This is a genomic window from Rhizobium sp. SYY.PMSO (assembly GCF_046840415.1).
GTDB lineage: Bacteria > Pseudomonadota > Alphaproteobacteria > Rhizobiales > Rhizobiaceae > Rhizobium.
On sequence record NZ_CP177350.1, the window covers coordinates 215,259 to 231,549 of the forward strand.

The window sequence follows — 16,291 nt, forward strand, 5'->3', positions numbered from 1 at the left end:
GACGGGCGCATTTGGGAGGATGTGTCCGTCTTTTTTCAATGAAGTGTCTGATACCAAAAAAAGGGGAATGACGTGACACTGAACCTCTCCAAATTTGCTGCCGAAAAGGGCATCAAATATTTCATGATCAGCTATACCGATCTCTTTGGTGCCCAGCGCGCCAAGCTGGTTCCGTCAGACGCGATTGGCGATATGCAGAAGGATGGCGCGGGTTTTGCCGGGTTCGCCACCTGGTTCGATCTGACACCGGCCCATCCCGACCTTTTTGCCGTTCCAGACGCCTCCTCGGTCATTCAGCTTCCGTGGAAGAAGGATGTCGCCTGGGTCGCTGCCGATTGCATCATGGAAGATGAGCCTGTGCAGCAGGCGCCGCGTGGGGTTTTGAAGAGGCTCATTGCGGAAGCGGCTAGCGAGGGGTTGCGGGTCAAAACCGGTGTGGAGCCGGAATTTTTTCTGATTTCGCCCGACGGTGCAAAAATCTCCGACGATTATGACACGGCTGAAAAGCCTTGCTACGACCAGCAAGCCGTCATGCGTCGTTATGATGTCATTGCCGAGATTTGCGACTACATGCTGCAGCTTGGCTGGAAGCCCTATCAGAACGACCATGAGGATGCGAACGGCCAGTTCGAGATGAACTGGGAATATGACGATGCGCTGCAGACGGCCGATAAACATTCCTTCTTCAAATTCATGGTCAAATCCGTTGCCGAAAAGCACGGGCTACGCGCCACCTTCATGCCGAAGCCATTCAAGGGGCTGACCGGCAATGGCTGCCATGCCCATATTTCGGTCTGGGATCTGGATGGCAAGGTCAATGCCTTTGCCGACAAGGCGATGCCTTTCGGGCTGTCGGCCAAGGGCAAGACCTTTCTAGGCGGCATCATGAAACATGCTTCCGCGCTTGCGGCCGTCACCAATCCGACGGTCAATTCCTACAAGCGGATCAATGCGCCGCGTACCGTTTCAGGCGCCACCTGGGCCCCGAACACGGTGACCTGGACCGGCAACAATCGCACCCACATGGTGCGCGTGCCAGGCCCGGGGCGGTTCGAATTGCGCTTGCCGGACGGCGCCGTGAATCCCTATCTGCTGCAGGCCATCATCATCGCCGCCGGTCTCTCCGGTGTGCGCTCGAAAGCAGATCCGGGACGACATTATGATATCGACATGTATCGTGAGGGCCACACGGTCACGGATGCGCCGAAGCTACCGCTCAATCTTCTCGATGCGCTACGCGAATATGAAAAGGATGTGGAATTGCAGCAGGCGCTCGGTGTCGAATTCTCAAAAGCCTATCTGAAGCTCAAGCAGGGCGAATGGAACAGCTATTGCTCGCAATTCACCGCCTGGGAGCATCAGACTACGCTCGACGTTTGAGTGCGGCTTTCCCGCCATCTTCGCGGCTTTTTCCCGCGCTCATCAAACAGCGCGGGTTTTAGCCATATCGCTGACAGAGAGATTGCCAGATGACGAACTTCGTCCTGACCGTAACATGCAAGTCCACTCGCGGCATCGTTGCCGCCCTTTCAGGCTTTCTGGCTGAAATGGGATGCAACATCGTCGACAGTTCGCAATTCGATGATCTCGGCTCCGGTCGTTTCTTCATGCGCGTGAGCTTCATTTCCGAGGAGGACGCGACGCGCGAGAAACTTGTAGCCGGGCTGGCATCGATTTCGGATAAATTCGGCATGAAGGTGGCGCTGCACGATCAGGCCGAGCGGATGAAGGTTCTGCTGATGGTGTCGCGCTTCGGCCATTGCCTCAATGATTTGCTTTACCGCTGGCGAATCGGCGCGCTACCGATCGATATTGTGGGAGTCGTTTCCAACCATTTCGATTACCAGAAGGTCGTCGTCAATCACGACATCCCCTTTCACTACATTCCGGTGACGAAAGAGAACAAGCTGCAGGCCGAAACCCGCATCACGGAGATCGTGGAAAGCACCGGCACGGAACTCATCGTGCTGGCCCGCTACATGCAGGTACTTTCCGACAGGATGTGCGAGACGATGTCGGGAAAGATCATCAATATCCACCACTCCTTCCTGCCGTCCTTCAAGGGTGCCAATCCCTACAAGCAGGCCTACCAGCGCGGGGTGAAGCTGATCGGTGCGACGGCCCATTATGTGACTGCCGATCTCGATGAGGGGCCGATCATCGAGCAGGATATCGTACGCATCACCCATGCCCAGAGCGCTGAGGATTACGTGGCGCTCGGCCGCGACGTGGAGGCGCAGGTGCTCGCGCGTGCCATTCATGCGCATATCCATCGGCGTGTATTCTTGAACGGCAGCCGAACTGTCGTCTTTCCTCCCGGTCCCGGCTCTTATGCGTCGGAAAGGATGGGATGAGATTGCTCCATAGTAGCTAGCGGACATGATGGTGCTTGATAGCTGGTGCACAACCGCATAGTTTGGTACACCATAATATTAAGAGCCAGAAGCCTGCTTGACCCGCTAAAATTGCGACGCGGGCAGATGCAAACGAGGAGACACCATGACTGCCGCTACGGAGAGAACCGCAATTCGTGTCGAGCGTCCGGCAAAGACCTTGAGAGAACTGGCCTTGGACAAGGTACGTGACGCTATTGTGGAGGGATATTTTCGCCCAGGGGAGCGCCTGGTGGAGCGCGATCTCTGCGCCCAGCTCGGCGTTTCCCGCACCATCGTACGCGAAGTCCTGCGCCATTTGGAGTCCGAAGGGCTGGTGGCGAACTTACCCAACAAAGGCCCGATCGTTGCGATGCTCGATCTCGATGAAGCCAAGCAGATTTACGAAATTCGCGGCGCGCTGGAGGGAATGGCGGCGCGTCTGTGTGCGGAACGCCGCGAGCCCGCCATCGTCGAGGCGTTGGATGCCTCGCTGAAGAATATTCGCGAAAGCTATGCCGCCAAGGATATGGCAGGCGTGCTGGCGCATACCTCGTCCTTCTACCAGACGCTGTTTAGCAAGATCGACCGGCATGTTGCCTGGGGAGTTGTCAATCTGCTGACGGTACGGATCAATCATCTTCGTTCCATGACGATCAAGACGAAAAGCCGCGATATCGAAGGCCCTGCACAAATGGCAAAGATCGTCGAGGCGATTCGCCAGGGCAACGGAGACGCCGCTTACAAAGCCGCGCTCGATCACGTCACGAGCGCCTGTGCCATCGCTGAAGCTGTTCTCACGGCGCAAAAAACTGCCGACTGACGGTTTTCCGGCGCCCATATTTGCCTGTTCTTGCTGCTGCCAGCTGGGAGCCGCAAAACGGTATTTTATACTTTATCGTTATTTTACAACTCTTTAGAAAATCGACTGGTCACTTCTTGACAGGGTAAACCATTTGATGTGATGGTATGCCATAATCAATAATATGAAGAGCGGAGCTTAATGTGAACTGGAATTCGATTTCCCGGAAATGCGTAGCCGTGCGCGTTCGGACCCTATTGGCGGGTGCCGCGCTCACTCTTCTTGCCGGTGCCGCAGTTGCTCAGGACTGCACGCCGAAGATATCCGACACTCTGCTTACGACTGCTGGAACGCTGACAATGGCTACAAGCCCGACGTTGCCGCCCATGGCGTTCGCGGATCAGAATGGAGAGTTGAAGGGCCTGCGGATCGATATAGGCAAGGAGATCGCCAAGCGTCTGTGCCTGAAGCCCGAGTTCGTCAGTACGGAGTATGCGACGATGATCCCCGGCCTGAACGGGGGGCGTTGGGATCTTGTCAATGCTGGACTGTTCGTGACACCTGAACGGCGCAAGATCCTAATGATGATCCCCTACGAGAACCTAGCGATCAGCATCTCGACGGCAATCAAGTCGGATAAGGCGGTGACCAAGCTCGATGATCTGGCAGGTAAGTCGATCAGTACGGATATCGGCGGCTACGATGAAAAGAAGATGCGCGAGCTGAACGAGGACTTCAAGAAGCGCGGCCTGCCGGAGATGAAGATCTCCCTCTTCGATAACTACGCGACTGTTTATCAGGCGCTCCGGGCAGGGCAGGTGGATGCTGCCGCTTCCATCGATCCGGTCGCAAAAGAATATCAGGATCGTGGTGAGTTCAGCCATGCCTTGACAGGTCTTTATCCAACCCCTGGATCGTTAGCGTTCATCAACAAGGACGTGGCAGAAGCGGTATCCGGTGCCATGAAGGCAATGAAGGCTGATGGAACCTTCGACAAACTCATGAGCCAATACGGCGTTCTGCCGGCGCCTGGCGACCTCAGTGTCCTTCCTCCCTGACCCTGGTTGCGAGGAGATCAGCGACCACGGCTGATCGAGCTTCTTTGTCAAGATTCCACAGGAGAGTATCGTGAAGGGATGGAACTGGGACGGTTTCTTCGAATATCTGACAAACTACTACCTATTCGAAGGCGCCCTCGTAACTTTGGGACTGACGGTGTTTGCGATGACTGCTGGTCTGGCGATCGGCTTTGTCATCGCTGTCATGCGCATGTCACACTACAAGCTTCTTTCTATACCGGCATATTTCTACATTTGGATTTTTCGTGGCACGCCACTCCTTGTCCAGTTGATCATCATCTTCACCGGCCTGCCGCAGCTCGGTATCAAGTTCACGGTCATCCAGTCGACTCTACTCGGTCTGGCGCTTTGCGAGGCCGCCTATCTGGCCGAGATCGTGCGTGCAGGTATCGCGGCTGTGCCTCGGGGACAGGTCAATGCTGCCCGGGCGATTGGTATGCGCGAATGGCAGGTCATGCGCTATGTCATTGCTCCGCAGGCGCTGCGCATTATCATTCCACCGCTCGGGAACTCGGTCAACAGCGTTCTAAAAACCACGTCCATCGCCTCGGTCATCTCGATGGAAGAGCTCCTGCGCCGTACGCAGGTGCTGATCCAAGAAAAGTTCATGGTACTCGAGCTCTTCGTGGTGGCAGCGATCTATTATCTGATTATGACAACGGCATGGGAGCTCGTGCAGCGCAGAATAGAGAAGCGTTTTGGCAAGGCCTATGGCCAGCTGTCTTCCGCCGGACATTGATGGAGAAGAACAATGGATAATCCGATGGTTGACCTTCAGTCCGTTAACAAATGGTACGGGCCACAGTTTCAGGTCCTGAAGGACTGTTCCCTAAGCGTTGGAAAAGGAGAGGTTGTCGTAATCTGCGGACCGTCCGGCTCCGGTAAGTCGACCCTGATCAAATGCGTTAACGCGCTGGAGACGATCGGTAGCGGCGTCATAGTGGTTGACGGGGTGAAAGTGACTGATCCGAAGACGGACCTGCCGAAACTGCGCTCCAAGGTGGGCATGGTGTTCCAGCATTTCGAACTCTTCCCGCATATGACGATCCTTGAAAACCTCTGCATCGGGCAGGAAAAGGTTCTCGGACGTTCGCCGGCGGAAGCGCTCGCCAAGGCCAACGCTCTTCTGGAAAGGGTCGGGCTGACGGCCCATGTCAGAAAATATCCTGGGCAATTGTCGGGGGGGCAGCAGCAGCGCGTCGCGATCGCCCGCGCGCTGGCGATGGACCCCGTCGCCATGCTTTTCGACGAGCCGACATCGGCACTTGATCCGGAAATGATCAACGAGGTTCTCGATGTGATGGTCTCGCTCGCGCAGGAGGGCATGACGATGATGGTGGTGACCCATGAAATGGGGTTTGCCCGCAAGGTGGCGGACCGCATCGTCTTCATGGATGGCGGCGAAATCGTCGAGATCGGTGAAGGCGACAGCTTCTTCACCGATCCGAAGACGGAGCGTGCGCGCTCCTTCCTGTCGAAAATCCTGGCGCACTAGGTTGAGAACTGTCGGAGCTGGCCCCGAAATCCGCTTCCGACCGTCGACCTTCAGCATCCCGAACAACGCAGAAAGTAGTCGCGGAGAACCGCAATGATAAACCGTGTCCTGATGCCACGCGAAATGCTCATCGGTGGCGGCAGCCGTTTCCGATTACCTGCCGTGCTGAAATCGCTCGGCGTCAATCGCCCGTTGCTGGTCTGCGATCCTGTGATGCGGAAACTTGGTCATGCCGAGACGCTTCTGCAGGCACTCGCGGAGGAAGGGATGGAAGCCGCTATCTTCTCCGATGTCGTTGAAGATCCGACGGACATATCTATCGCCATCCTGGTAAAGCGCATTGCCGATGGGGGCCACGACGGCCTGGTTGCGCTCGGTGGCGGCAGCGCCATGGACACGGCGAAGGCGGGAGCCATCGTCGCGACGAGCGGCGAAAAGCTGCGTGCCCTGAAAGTGCCCAGAATCGTGGATTTCTCCGTCATGCCGGTAATTGCCATACCCACCACGGCTGGAACCGGTTCGGAAGTGACGCGCGCAGCTGTCGTCACCGATACCGCCGCAAGCGAAAAAATGCTGATCCTCGGTACTGCCGCTTTGCCGGTCGCGGCCATCATCGATTATGAGCTGACGCTGACCTGCCCTTATCGTGTTACGGTCGATACCGGCATCGATGCGCTGACCCACGCGCTGGAAGCATTGATCAATCGCAACGGCAACGCCCATTCCGAGGCGCTGGCGCTTTCCGCCCTGAAGCTGATCGGCGCGAATCTTGAAAAAGTGGCAAACAATCCCGATGACCGGGATGCGCGCGAAGCGATGATGCTAGGCGCGACCCACGCGGGACTTGCCGTCTCCAATACATCGACTGCACTGATCCACGGTCTCAGCCGGCCGGTGGGTGCTTTTTTCCATGTGCCGCACGGCATGTCGAATGCGATGGTGTTGCCGCTGGTCACGCAGTTTTCACTGAATTCCGCTCTGCCGCAGTATGCCGCCGCCGCGCGGGCGCTGGGTTGTGCGGCCTTGACGGATAGCGACAGGATCGCCGGCGTGAAGCTGGTGGAGGCATTTATCGGCCTGAACAGGCGGCTGAAGGTGCCAACCCCGCAGGCATTTGGTATCGACAAGAGCCGCTATATCGATCTTGTGCCGGAAATGGTCCGGCAGAGCCTTGCGTCCGGCACGCCGGCCAACAACCCGCGGGTGCCCACAGGCGCTGAAATGGCGCGCCTGTATGAACTCGCTTATGACGGAAGCATTGACGAGCTCTAAGCCATAAACTGCTGTTAAACCGGATGTTTTCTTGCTTTCCAAGCGAAGATCATCAGGATGCTTGACAGTTATGTATTATGGCATACCATAAGCTATCATATTGACGGAGAGAACGCCCATGCCCATCCAGATCCGCAAGACCCTGCTGCAGGTCGAAACTACGTTGATTGAGGGAGGCAAGGCTGCGGCGTCGCCTTTGAAGCTGTTCAGCGCCATTGCTGTCGTGAAAAATCCCTGGGCAGGAAAAGGTTTCGTGGATGATCTTAAGCCAGAGATCCACGCGGGTGCACCGGTGCTCGGCGAATTGCTGACGAAGATGATCCTAGATGCCGTCGGCTCAGGTGAGGCGGTGGAGGCCTATGGCAAGGCGGCGGTCGTCGGGTTGGATGGCGAGATCGAACACGCTTCCGCCCTTATCCACACACTGCGTTTCGGCAATCATTATCGCCAAGCAGTGGGCGCGAAGTCCTACCTCGCCTTCTGCAACACGCGCGGTCCCGGCAATGCGCCGATCATGATCCCGCTGATGGACAAGAACGATGAAGGCCGCCGGTCGCATTATCTGACCATTCAGACCGCCATTCCCGATGCCCCGGCGGCGGATGAAATTGTGGTCGCGCTTGGTGCTTCCGTCGGCGGGCGACCTCACCATCGTATTGGCGACCGTTACCAGGATCTGAAGGATCTTGGTCACGATGTCGCTAATCCGGCTGGTGTTTGAGGGTGATGCGAATGCAGGAGGTCGCCACCACCTCACGGGTCAATGCTAAGGCAGGCACCGCGGCGCTTCCTCGGAGGATGACTGGGGGCGGGGCGGCCTATTTCGAAACCGGTGCCGGTGAGAACTTGATCCTCATCCACGGCGTGGGTATGCGGCTTGAAGCCTGGGAGCCGCAGATCGAGTTTTTTTCCAGGACGCATCGCGTCATCGCGGTCGATATGCCGGGCCATGGCGGCAGCGAATGCCTGCCCGCGGGCAGCACGCTCACGGATTTCGTCGGCTGGTTCGGCCGTTTTCTGGATGATATGCAGATCGTGCGCGCCAATGTCGCCGGGCATTCTATGGGAGCGCTGATTTCCGGTGGCGCTGCTGCCACCTTCTGCGATCGTGTCGCACGTGTCGGCTATCTGAACGGTGTCTATCGCCGCGATCCGGCCGCTAAAGCAGCGGTGCTTGCGCGTGCGGCGGCGATCCGCACCGAGGGTGTGGATAAAGAAGGTCCATTGCTGCGCTGGTTCGGCGATGATGCCAAGAGCCAGCATGCGCGGGAACTGACGCGCGGTTGGCTGGAAATGGTCGATCCGGAAGGTTACGCGGTGGCATATACGGCTTTTGCGGGCGGGGACGAGACCTATGCGGACCGCTGGCCCTCGGTCACCTGCCCAGCGCTTTTTTTGACCGGTTCGGACGATCCAAATTCGACGCCATTGATGGCCGAACAGATGGCGGCGATCACACCGCGCGGTTACGTCCGCATCGTCGAGGCACACCGGCATATGGTCAATCTGACCGCACCAGAGACGGTCAATGCGTTGATAGCCGAATGGCTGGCTTTAGAGGAGGAGCCACAATGACTGCTGTAACGCTTGATCCGCGCGCTTTGCGCGAAGCATTCGGCGCTTTCGTCACGGGCGTAACGATCGTGACGGCGCGAGATGATGCTAGGAAACCCGTCGGCTTTACGGCCAATTCCTTCACCTCCGTTTCGCTCGATCCGCCGCTGCTTTTGATTTGCATCGCGCGCACCTCGCGCAATTTCGCGACGATGACCGGTACGAAAAACTTTGCCGTCAATATTCTCTCCGAAAACCAGAAGGACTTGTCCAACACTTTCGCCCGCCCGGTGGAGGACCGTTTCGCTACCGCCGCCTGGGCGGATGCGCCGCAGGGTTCGCCGGTCTTTGCCGATGTCGCGGCTTGGTTCGAATGCACGATGCAGGATGTTATCGAGGCAGGCGATCATGTCATCCTGCTCGGCCGCATCGCCGCCTTCGACAATAGCGGCCTGAACGGTCTCGGTTATGCGCGGGGCGGTTATTTCACGCCGATGCTGGCCGCCAAGGCGGTATCCGCCGCGGCCGAGGGAGAAATCGTTGTCGGCGCGGTGCTGGAACGGCGTGGCGAAATTTATCTTGTCGGCGATGATGTACTGTCGTTGCCTGGCTGTGTCGTCGCAGGCGGTGACCCGGTTACGGCGTTAACCGCGCGGCTAGAGGAGCTTACCGGACTTTCCGTCAGGACGGGCTTTCTCTATTCGGTTTATGAAAACAAGGTGGATGGACGCCAACACATTGTCTACCACGGGCTCGCCGAAGGTGATGATGCGCCACGTCAAGGCCGCTTTTTGGTGCCGGGTGCATTAGGTTCCGCAAAATTCGACTCAAGCGCGACGGCAGATATCGTCAATCGTTTTGCGCTGGAAAGCTCCATCGGCAATTTCGGAGTTTACGTCGGTAGTGAAACTGCCGGCAAGGTCCATCCCATCTCCATGAAGGGGGCAAAACCATGAAATTTTCGCTCTTCGTCCACATGGAACGGTTGGACGCCTTGCAAGATCACAAAACGCTCTATGAGGAGTTCGTGACGCTTTGCGAAATCGCCGATCGCGGCGGCATGCATGCCATCTGGACCGGCGAACATCATGGCATGGATTTTACCATCGCCCCGAACCCTTTTGTGACGATCGCCGATCTTGCCCGGCGCACGAAGACAGCGCGTCTCGGCACGGGGACCGTCATCGCCCCCTTCTGGCACCCGATCAAGCTTGCCGGTGAAGCGGCGATGACGGACCTTATCTGCGATGGTCGCCTCGATATCGGCATTGCCCGTGGCGCCTATTCCTTCGAATATGAGCGGCTGCTACCCGGCCTCGATCCCTGGGGCGCCGGCCAGCGCATGCGTGAGCTCATCCCCGCCGTCAAAGGTGTCTGGGCGGGCGACTACGCTCATAATGGCGAATTCTACAAGTTCCCGGCGACCACTTCCGCCCCCAAGCCGCTGCAGCAGCCTTTCCCGCCGATCTGGGTGGCGGCGCGCGATCCGAATTCCCACGAATTTGCCGTCGCCAATGATTGTAATGTGCAGGTGACGCCGCTGTGGCAGGGTGATGACGAGGTGGAATCGCTAATGGGCCGTTTTAACGAAGCCTGCGCTAAAAACCCGGAAAAACAGCGGCCGAAAATCATGTTGCTCCGCCACACTTATGTCGGCTCCAATGAAGCCGATATCGCACAGGCGGCGCATGAGATGAGCGTTTATTATAATTACTTCTTCGCCTGGTTCAAAAACGAGAAACCCGTTCACCAAGGGCTTATCGAGCGCCTTCTACCGGAGGACATTGCCGCCAACGCCATGCTTTCCGGCGATGTAATGCGCCGGAACAATGTCGTCGGCGATGCCGATGAAGTCATTACCCGGCTTAAGACCTACGAGGCCATGGGTTACGACGAATATTCGTTCTGGATCGATACGGGTATGAGCCTCGGGCGGAAGAAGGCCTCGCTGGAGCGCTTCCTTTCCGATGTCATGCCGGCTTTCAGGGAGTAGGTGATGCGCAGTTTTCAATGCTATATCGACGGACGTTTCGAGGATGGCGAGTCGCGCTTTTCAAGCCTCGATCCCGCAACCGGCGCACCATGGGCCGAGATGCCGGAAAGCCGCGAGGCGGATATCGGCCGCGCCGTCGAAGCCGCGCACCGGTCTCTTTATGAGGATGCCGCCTGGTCGAAGCTGACGGCTACTCAGCGCGGCAAGCTGCTTTACCGGCTGGCCGATCTGGTCGCGGAAAACGCCGGGACGCTCGCCGAACTCGAAACCCGCGATACCGGCAAGATCATTCGTGAGACTTCCGCGCAGATTGCCTATGTCGCGGACTATTATCGCTATTACGCCGGGATGGCCGACAAGATCGAAGGCGCATATCTGCCGATCGACAAGCCGGATATGGATGTCTGGCTGCGGCGTGAACCCGTTGGTGTAGTGGCTGCCATCGTGCCATGGAACAGCCAGCTGTTTCTCGCCGCCGTTAAGATCGGTCCGGCGCTTGCCGCAGGCTGCACCGTTGTCGTCAAGGCGTCGGAAGATGGGCCGGCGCCGCTTCTGGAATTTGGCCGGCTGGTGCATGAGGCCGGTTTTCCTGCTGGCGTCCTCAATATTGTCACCGGTTTCGGTGCCTCCTGCGGCACCGCGCTCACCACTCATCCGAAGGTGGCCCATATCGCCTTTACCGGCGGGCCGGAAACGGCACGTCATATCGTCCGCAATTCGGCTGAAAATCTCGCCTCGACCTCGCTGGAACTCGGCGGTAAATCTCCGATTCTCGTTTTTGCCGATGCCGATCTTGAAAGCGCCGCCAATGCGCAGGTTGCGGGCATTTTTGCCGCGACCGGCCAGAGCTGCGTTGCCGGTTCGCGGCTGATCGTCGAAAGAAGCGTTAAGGATCGTTTCCTCCAGATTTTGGCGGCGAAGGCTGAGGCGATCCGCATCGGTTCGCCGCTAGAGATGACGACGGAAGTGGGACCGCTTGCGACGGAGCGTCAACGCAAGCATATCGTTTCACTGGTTTCTTCCTCCGTGGATGCCGGTGCGAAGTTGTTGACTGGCGGTGCACCGGTGGACGGTGACGGTTATTTCTACAAGCCGACGATTCTCGATTGTGATGGCATCCGTTCGCCCTCCATGGAGAAAGAATTTTTTGGACCCGTTCTCTCCGTCGTTTCCTTTGAAACCGAGGCGGAGGCTATCGCGCTGGCCAATGACACGGTCTATGGCCTTGCCTCCGGCGTATTTACGCAAAACTTGACACGCGCTCACCGCCTGATGAAGGCGATCCGCGCCGGCATCGTCTGGGTCAATACCTACCGCGCGGTATCGCCGATCGCACCTTTTGGTGGCTTCGGCCTGTCGGGTGACGGTCGCGAGGGCGGGCTTGCGGCGGCGCTCGACTATACCCGCACCAAGACCGTCTGGCTGCGTACCTCGGATGATCCGATACCCGATCCCTTCGTCATGAGGTGAGACCGATGTTTTACGAGATCCGCACTTACCGGCTGAAGAATGGCACGATCCCACAATATCTGAAGGTCGTGGAGGAAGAGGGGATTGCGATCCAGAAGGCGCATCTCGGCAATCTCGTCGGCTACTTCTATTCGGAGATTGGGACGATCAACGAGATCGTGCACATTTGGTCCTATGTGAGCCTCGATGATCGCGAGGCGCGGCGTGGGCGGCTGGCCGCCGACCCTCAGTGGCAGTCGTTCCTGCCGAAGATCCGCGATCTGATCGACTTGGCCGAAAACAAGATTATGAAGCCTACCGATTTCTCCCCCTTGGGATGAGCGGGCGGCACATAAGGCATGCCTCCAAAACTGAAAACAAGGACAAGGGAACATGAAAGCAAGAATTGCACTCGCGGCCTTTGCCGCAATGATGGCCGCATCCATGCCCGTCAAGGCCGACACCATGGTCTTTACGAGCTGGGGAGGAACGACGCAGGATGCGCAGAAGGTCGCGTGGGCTAACCAATTTACCGACAAGACCGGCGTCGGCGTCATGCAGGACGGTCCCACGGACTATGGCAAGCTGAAGGCGATGGTCGAAGCCGGCCAGGTCAGCTGGGATGTCGTTGACGTCGAGGGGGATTATGCCGCTCAGGCCGGCAAGGACGGGTTGCTTGAAAAGCTCGACTTTTCCGTTATCGACAAGTCTAAGCTCGATCCGCGCTTCGTCAGCGACTATTCAGTCGGCAGCTTCTATTATTCTTTTGTCATCGGATGCAATGCCGATGCCGTGAGCGCCTGCCCGAAGACCTGGGCCGATCTCTTCGATACGAAGAAGTTCCCCGGCAAGCGCACCTTCTACAAGTGGTCCGCGCCTGGTGTGATCGAGGCGGCACTGCTGGCCGACGGCGTTGCCGCGGACAAGCTTTATCCGCTTGATCTCGATCGCGCTTTCAAGAAGCTCGATACGATTAAGTCGGATATCGTTTGGTGGACGAGCGGCGCGCAATCGCAGCAGCTTCTCGCATCGGCGGAAGCGCCTTTCGGCAGCCTCTGGAATGGCCGCATGACGGCGCTGGCCAATAGCGGGGTGAAGACGGAGACCTCTTGGAGCCAGAACATTACGGCCGCCGATTCTCTCGTCATCCCCAAAGGTGCTCCGAACCTTGAGACGGCGATGAAATTCATCGCGCTTGCGACCTCGGCGCAGCCACAGGCCGCTTTGGCAAAAGCCACCGGATATGCGCCGATCAATCTCGACTCGGCCAAGCTAATGGATCCTGAAACGGCAAAGACTCTGCCGGACCAACAGACGGCAAGCCAAGTCAACGCCGATATGAATTATTGGGCTGTAAACCGCGATGCCATCGGCAAAAGATGGTACGCTTGGCAGGCGCAGTAAGTTCAGGAGATAGACCACGCCACCGTGGGCCTTGGCCCGCGGTGCGGCAATGAGAGGTGTGGATCTATCGGCAGCCATGGCTGTCCGTCAGCCCTCCGATGGGAAGGAATTGCCATGTCGGCATATATGGACATTGCGAACGAGGCGGCACCGGCGCGCAAGGCGACAAGGCCCACGGGACTTGTACAGGTGGTGCCGGCTCTCGCCTTCGTGACGATCTTTTTCATATTCCCGGTCATCGCCCTGCTCTTGCGTAGCGTGATGGAGCCGATGTTCGGCCTTGGCAATTATGCCGAACTATTAGGCTCTGAAACCTATCTGAAGATATTCGCTAACACCTTCATCGTGTCGGGTTTCGTCACCTTTATATCGCTGCTGATTGGCTTCCCTGTCGCATGGACACTGGCGATCATGCCTTCTCGATGGGCTACTGTCGTATTCGCGATACTGCTGCTATCGATGTGGACCAACCTCTTAGCGCGAACCTATGCCTGGATGGTGCTTTTGCAGCGCACGGGGCTGATCAACAAGATGCTGATCGGTATGGGGCTGATCGACAAGCCGCTCGCCCTCGTCAACAATCTGACCGGTGTCACGATCGGCATGACCTATATCATGTTGCCCTTTATCATTCTGCCTCTTTACGGCGTCATCAAGAAGATCGATCCGGCCGTGCTGCAGGCGGCAGCGCTTTGCGGCGCCAGCCGCTGGCAATGCCTCACCCGCGTTTTGTTACCGCTTGCCGCTCCCGGCATGATGGCAGGCGCCCTGATGGTTTTTGTCATGTCGCTCGGCTACTACGTCACGCCCTCGCTGCTGGGCGGCACGGCGAACATGATGCTCGCCGAACTCATCGCGCAGTTCGTGCAGTCGCTCGTCAACTGGGGCATGGGCGGGGCTGCGGCCTTCGTCCTGCTCGTCGTTACGCTGACGCTCTATGCCGTGCAGCTACGGCTCTTCGGTGTCCAAAATACGGGAGGGCGTTGAAATGCTGTTGAATTTCGATCGCCTTGGCTGGTGGAAATATGTGCTGCTTGTCATCACAATCCTGACCACGGCTTTTCTTCTAATGCCGATCCTGTTCATTGCGGCCTTGTCGTTCGGCTCGTCGCAATGGCTGATCTTTCCGCCGCCAGGCTGGACGTGGCGCTGGTATGCAGAGCTTCTTTCCGATCCACAATGGCTGGCTTCCGCAGGGACAAGCTTTAAAATCGCGGCAATTGTTACCGTGCTTTCGGTGCTGCTCGGCTTGGTAACGTCTTTCGGCCTCGTGCGCGGAAAATTCATGTTTCGCGATGCATTGAAGGCTCTGTTTTTGACGCCGATGATCCTCCCTGTCGTCGTCTTCGCGGTTGCCCTTTACGCTTTTTTCCTGCGCGTGGGGCTCGGGGGCACATTGATCGGCTTCGTGCTGTCCCATCTTGTTCTGGCACTGCCCTTTTCCATTTTGTCCATCTCCGGTGCGCTTGAAGGCTTCGACAAGTCGATTGAGGATGCGGCAGTAGTTTGCGGTGCGTCGCCGCTTGAGGCGAAGATAAGGGTGACGCTGCCTGCCATCAGCCACGGACTGTTCTCTGCAGCCGTCTTTTCGTTCCTGACGTCCTGGGACGAGGTGGTCGTGGCGATCTTCATGGCAAGCCCAACATTGCAGACGTTACCGGTCAAGGTCTGGGTAACGCTGAGGCAGGATCTCACCCCGGTCGTCGCCGCCGCTTCCACTCTTCTCATTCTGTTGACGGTCACATTGATGACGTTGGCCGCGATCGCACGCAAGGTTCTAAAATCATGAGCGAATCCTTCCTGAAAATCAAAGGCATCCGCAAGGAATACGGACCCGTCGTCGCAGTCCACGACGTCAGTCTTGAGGTCAAGCGCGGCGAATTCCTGACCTTTCTCGGCCCCTCCGGCTCGGGCAAGAGCACGACGCTTTACATTCTGGCTGGCTTCGAAAATCCGACCAAAGGCGATATTCTGCTGAACGACGAGACGCTGCTGTCGACACCGTCGCACAAGCGCAATATCGGCATGGTGTTCCAGCGCTACACATTGTTTCCGCATCTGACTGTCGGAGAGAACATTGCCTTTCCGCTGAAAGTTCGCCGCAAGTCCAAGGCCGAGATCGATAGCCGGGTCAGGGAAATGCTGCGTCTCGTCCGTCTCGAAGGCTTCGAAGATCGCAAGCCCGCGCAAATGTCGGGCGGCCAGCAGCAGCGCGTGGCTCTTGCAAGGGCGCTCGCCTATGATCCGCCGGTGCTTCTGATGGACGAGCCGCTCTCGGCGCTCGACAAGAAGCTTCGGGAAGAAATCCAGTTCGAAATCCGCCGTATCCACCAGCAGACGGAAGTGACGATTCTTTATGTTACTCACGATCAGGAAGAGGCCCTGCGTCTTTCCGACCGGATCGCCGTGTTTTCCAGAGGGGTTATCGATCAGGTCGGCACGGGGCCGGAGCTTTATGCTCACCCTGCTACCCGTTTCGTGGCCGAATTCATCGGCGACAGCGATTTTATCGCCTGCGAACTCCTCGCAGCCTCGGATGGCAAGGCAACTGTTTCTATCGGTCAGGATATAGTCTTCGATCATATTCCGGTTCACGGCGAGGCGGGCTCAGGAAAAAAAGCGGCATTGATGTTGCGTCCTGAACGGTTGCAGCTCAGTCGCAACCAGGCGGGCTCCCCTGCCGGTTTTCAAGCCACCGTCAGCGATATTACCTTCCTCGGCAACAACGTCCATGTCGTTGCCCATACCGGTGCGGGTGAACTGCTTGCCGTGCGCCTGCCCTTCGGCCACGAGGCGATCGCAGGCCTTAACCGCGGCGACCTCGTGCATCTCGCCTTCGACCCGGCCTCGGCGCAGGTTTTCTGTTGAGGG

General features: G+C 57.8%; 17 protein-coding genes. All 17 read left to right on the forward strand.

All coding sequences use genetic code 11. From position 1 onward, the window contains the following. The first annotated feature begins 72 nt into the window (after window positions 1–72). The 17 genes from glnT (at window position 73) to ACJJVH_RS19390 (ending at window position 16,288) form a co-directional block, all read left to right on the forward strand. A complete protein-coding gene (gene glnT / locus ACJJVH_RS19310; protein ID WP_113399825.1) occupies window positions 73–1,380 on the forward strand; it encodes a type III glutamate--ammonia ligase in 1,308 nt (435 codons plus the stop codon). An 89-nt stretch (window positions 1,381–1,469) separates the two neighbouring features. Further along, complete coding sequence (purU, locus tag ACJJVH_RS19315; protein ID WP_412065797.1) at window positions 1,470–2,354, forward strand: formyltetrahydrofolate deformylase; 885 nt, start codon at window positions 1,470–1,472, stop codon at window positions 2,352–2,354. A gap of 145 nt (window positions 2,355–2,499) precedes the next feature. Then, on the forward strand, window positions 2,500–3,195 hold the full coding sequence (locus ACJJVH_RS19320) for a GntR family transcriptional regulator (protein WP_113399823.1): 696 nt from the start codon (window positions 2,500–2,502) through the stop codon (window positions 3,193–3,195). 182 nt (window positions 3,196–3,377) lie between these two features. Further along, window positions 3,378–4,232 (forward strand): ABC transporter substrate-binding protein, encoded by an 855-nt coding sequence (locus ACJJVH_RS19325; protein WP_412065798.1) that lies wholly within the window; start codon window positions 3,378–3,380, stop codon window positions 4,230–4,232. A 70-nt stretch (window positions 4,233–4,302) separates the two neighbouring features. After that, window positions 4,303–4,992 carry an amino acid ABC transporter permease gene (locus tag ACJJVH_RS19330; RefSeq protein ID WP_412065799.1) on the forward strand — a complete coding sequence of 230 codons (690 nt, stop codon included), beginning with the start codon at window positions 4,303–4,305 and terminating at the stop codon, window positions 4,990–4,992. Window positions 4,993–5,016: 24 nt separating this feature from the next. Then, a complete protein-coding gene (locus tag ACJJVH_RS19335; RefSeq protein WP_412065800.1) occupies window positions 5,017–5,748 on the forward strand; it encodes an amino acid ABC transporter ATP-binding protein in 732 nt (243 codons plus the stop codon). Window positions 5,749–5,841: 93 nt separating this feature from the next. Further along, complete coding sequence (locus tag ACJJVH_RS19340; protein WP_412065801.1) at window positions 5,842–7,020, forward strand: iron-containing alcohol dehydrogenase; 1,179 nt, start codon at window positions 5,842–5,844, stop codon at window positions 7,018–7,020. Between the two features lie 118 nt (window positions 7,021–7,138). Then, window positions 7,139–7,741, forward strand: coding sequence for an amino acid synthesis family protein (locus ACJJVH_RS19345; protein ID WP_113399819.1), 603 nt, complete (start codon window positions 7,139–7,141; stop codon window positions 7,739–7,741). Between the two features lie 11 nt (window positions 7,742–7,752). Continuing rightward, window positions 7,753–8,595, forward strand: a complete 843-nt coding sequence (locus ACJJVH_RS19350; RefSeq protein ID WP_412065802.1) for an alpha/beta fold hydrolase — start codon at window positions 7,753–7,755, stop codon at window positions 8,593–8,595. After that, window positions 8,592–9,530, forward strand: coding sequence for a flavin reductase family protein (locus tag ACJJVH_RS19355; RefSeq protein WP_412065803.1), 939 nt, complete (start codon window positions 8,592–8,594; stop codon window positions 9,528–9,530). Before ACJJVH_RS19350 ends, ACJJVH_RS19355 begins: the two co-directional genes overlap by 4 nt. Next, window positions 9,527–10,567 (forward strand): LLM class flavin-dependent oxidoreductase, encoded by a 1,041-nt coding sequence (locus tag ACJJVH_RS19360; RefSeq protein ID WP_412065804.1) that lies wholly within the window; start codon window positions 9,527–9,529, stop codon window positions 10,565–10,567. Before ACJJVH_RS19355 ends, ACJJVH_RS19360 begins: the two co-directional genes overlap by 4 nt. A 3-nt stretch (window positions 10,568–10,570) precedes the next feature. After that, window positions 10,571–12,037, forward strand: a complete 1,467-nt coding sequence (locus tag ACJJVH_RS19365) for an aldehyde dehydrogenase (RefSeq protein WP_412065805.1) — start codon at window positions 10,571–10,573, stop codon at window positions 12,035–12,037. Between the two features lie 5 nt (window positions 12,038–12,042). Next, entirely contained in the window at window positions 12,043–12,357 is a 315-nt protein-coding gene (locus tag ACJJVH_RS19370; protein ID WP_113399814.1) for an NIPSNAP family protein, read from the forward strand. Window positions 12,358–12,409: 52 nt separating this feature from the next. Next, complete coding sequence (locus tag ACJJVH_RS19375; RefSeq protein WP_412065806.1) at window positions 12,410–13,420, forward strand: ABC transporter substrate-binding protein; 1,011 nt, start codon at window positions 12,410–12,412, stop codon at window positions 13,418–13,420. Window positions 13,421–13,534: 114 nt separating this feature from the next. Continuing rightward, a complete protein-coding gene (locus tag ACJJVH_RS19380) occupies window positions 13,535–14,407 on the forward strand; it encodes an ABC transporter permease (RefSeq protein WP_113399812.1) in 873 nt (290 codons plus the stop codon). Window position 14,408: 1 nt separating this feature from the next. Further along, a complete protein-coding gene (locus tag ACJJVH_RS19385; protein ID WP_412065807.1) occupies window positions 14,409–15,209 on the forward strand; it encodes an ABC transporter permease in 801 nt (266 codons plus the stop codon). After that, window positions 15,206–16,288, forward strand: a complete 1,083-nt coding sequence (locus ACJJVH_RS19390) for an ABC transporter ATP-binding protein (protein WP_412065808.1) — start codon at window positions 15,206–15,208, stop codon at window positions 16,286–16,288. Before ACJJVH_RS19385 ends, ACJJVH_RS19390 begins: the two co-directional genes overlap by 4 nt. Window positions 16,289–16,291 lie beyond the last annotated feature (3 nt).

Bases quoted from the DNA above. Each gene is read 5' to 3' on its own strand.
- purU (WP_412065797.1), top strand. From the start codon at position 1,470: ATGACGAACTTCGTCCTGACCGTAACATGCAAGTCCACTCGCGGCATC.
- ACJJVH_RS19320 (WP_113399823.1), top strand. From the start codon at position 2,500: ATGACTGCCGCTACGGAGAGAACCGCAATTCGTGTCGAGCGTCCGGCA.
- ACJJVH_RS19335 (WP_412065800.1), top strand. From the start codon at position 5,017: ATGGTTGACCTTCAGTCCGTTAACAAATGGTACGGGCCACAGTTTCAG.
- ACJJVH_RS19340 (WP_412065801.1), top strand. From the start codon at position 5,842: ATGATAAACCGTGTCCTGATGCCACGCGAAATGCTCATCGGTGGCGGC.
- ACJJVH_RS19345 (WP_113399819.1), top strand. From the start codon at position 7,139: ATGCCCATCCAGATCCGCAAGACCCTGCTGCAGGTCGAAACTACGTTG.
- ACJJVH_RS19350 (WP_412065802.1), top strand. From the start codon at position 7,753: ATGCAGGAGGTCGCCACCACCTCACGGGTCAATGCTAAGGCAGGCACC.
- ACJJVH_RS19355 (WP_412065803.1), top strand. From the start codon at position 8,592: ATGACTGCTGTAACGCTTGATCCGCGCGCTTTGCGCGAAGCATTCGGC.
- ACJJVH_RS19360 (WP_412065804.1), top strand. From the start codon at position 9,527: ATGAAATTTTCGCTCTTCGTCCACATGGAACGGTTGGACGCCTTGCAA.
- ACJJVH_RS19365 (WP_412065805.1), top strand. From the start codon at position 10,571: ATGCGCAGTTTTCAATGCTATATCGACGGACGTTTCGAGGATGGCGAG.
- ACJJVH_RS19370 (WP_113399814.1), top strand. From the start codon at position 12,043: ATGTTTTACGAGATCCGCACTTACCGGCTGAAGAATGGCACGATCCCA.
- ACJJVH_RS19375 (WP_412065806.1), top strand. From the start codon at position 12,410: ATGAAAGCAAGAATTGCACTCGCGGCCTTTGCCGCAATGATGGCCGCA.
- ACJJVH_RS19380 (WP_113399812.1), top strand. From the start codon at position 13,535: ATGTCGGCATATATGGACATTGCGAACGAGGCGGCACCGGCGCGCAAG.
- ACJJVH_RS19385 (WP_412065807.1), top strand. From the start codon at position 14,409: ATGCTGTTGAATTTCGATCGCCTTGGCTGGTGGAAATATGTGCTGCTT.
- ACJJVH_RS19390 (WP_412065808.1), top strand. From the start codon at position 15,206: ATGAGCGAATCCTTCCTGAAAATCAAAGGCATCCGCAAGGAATACGGA.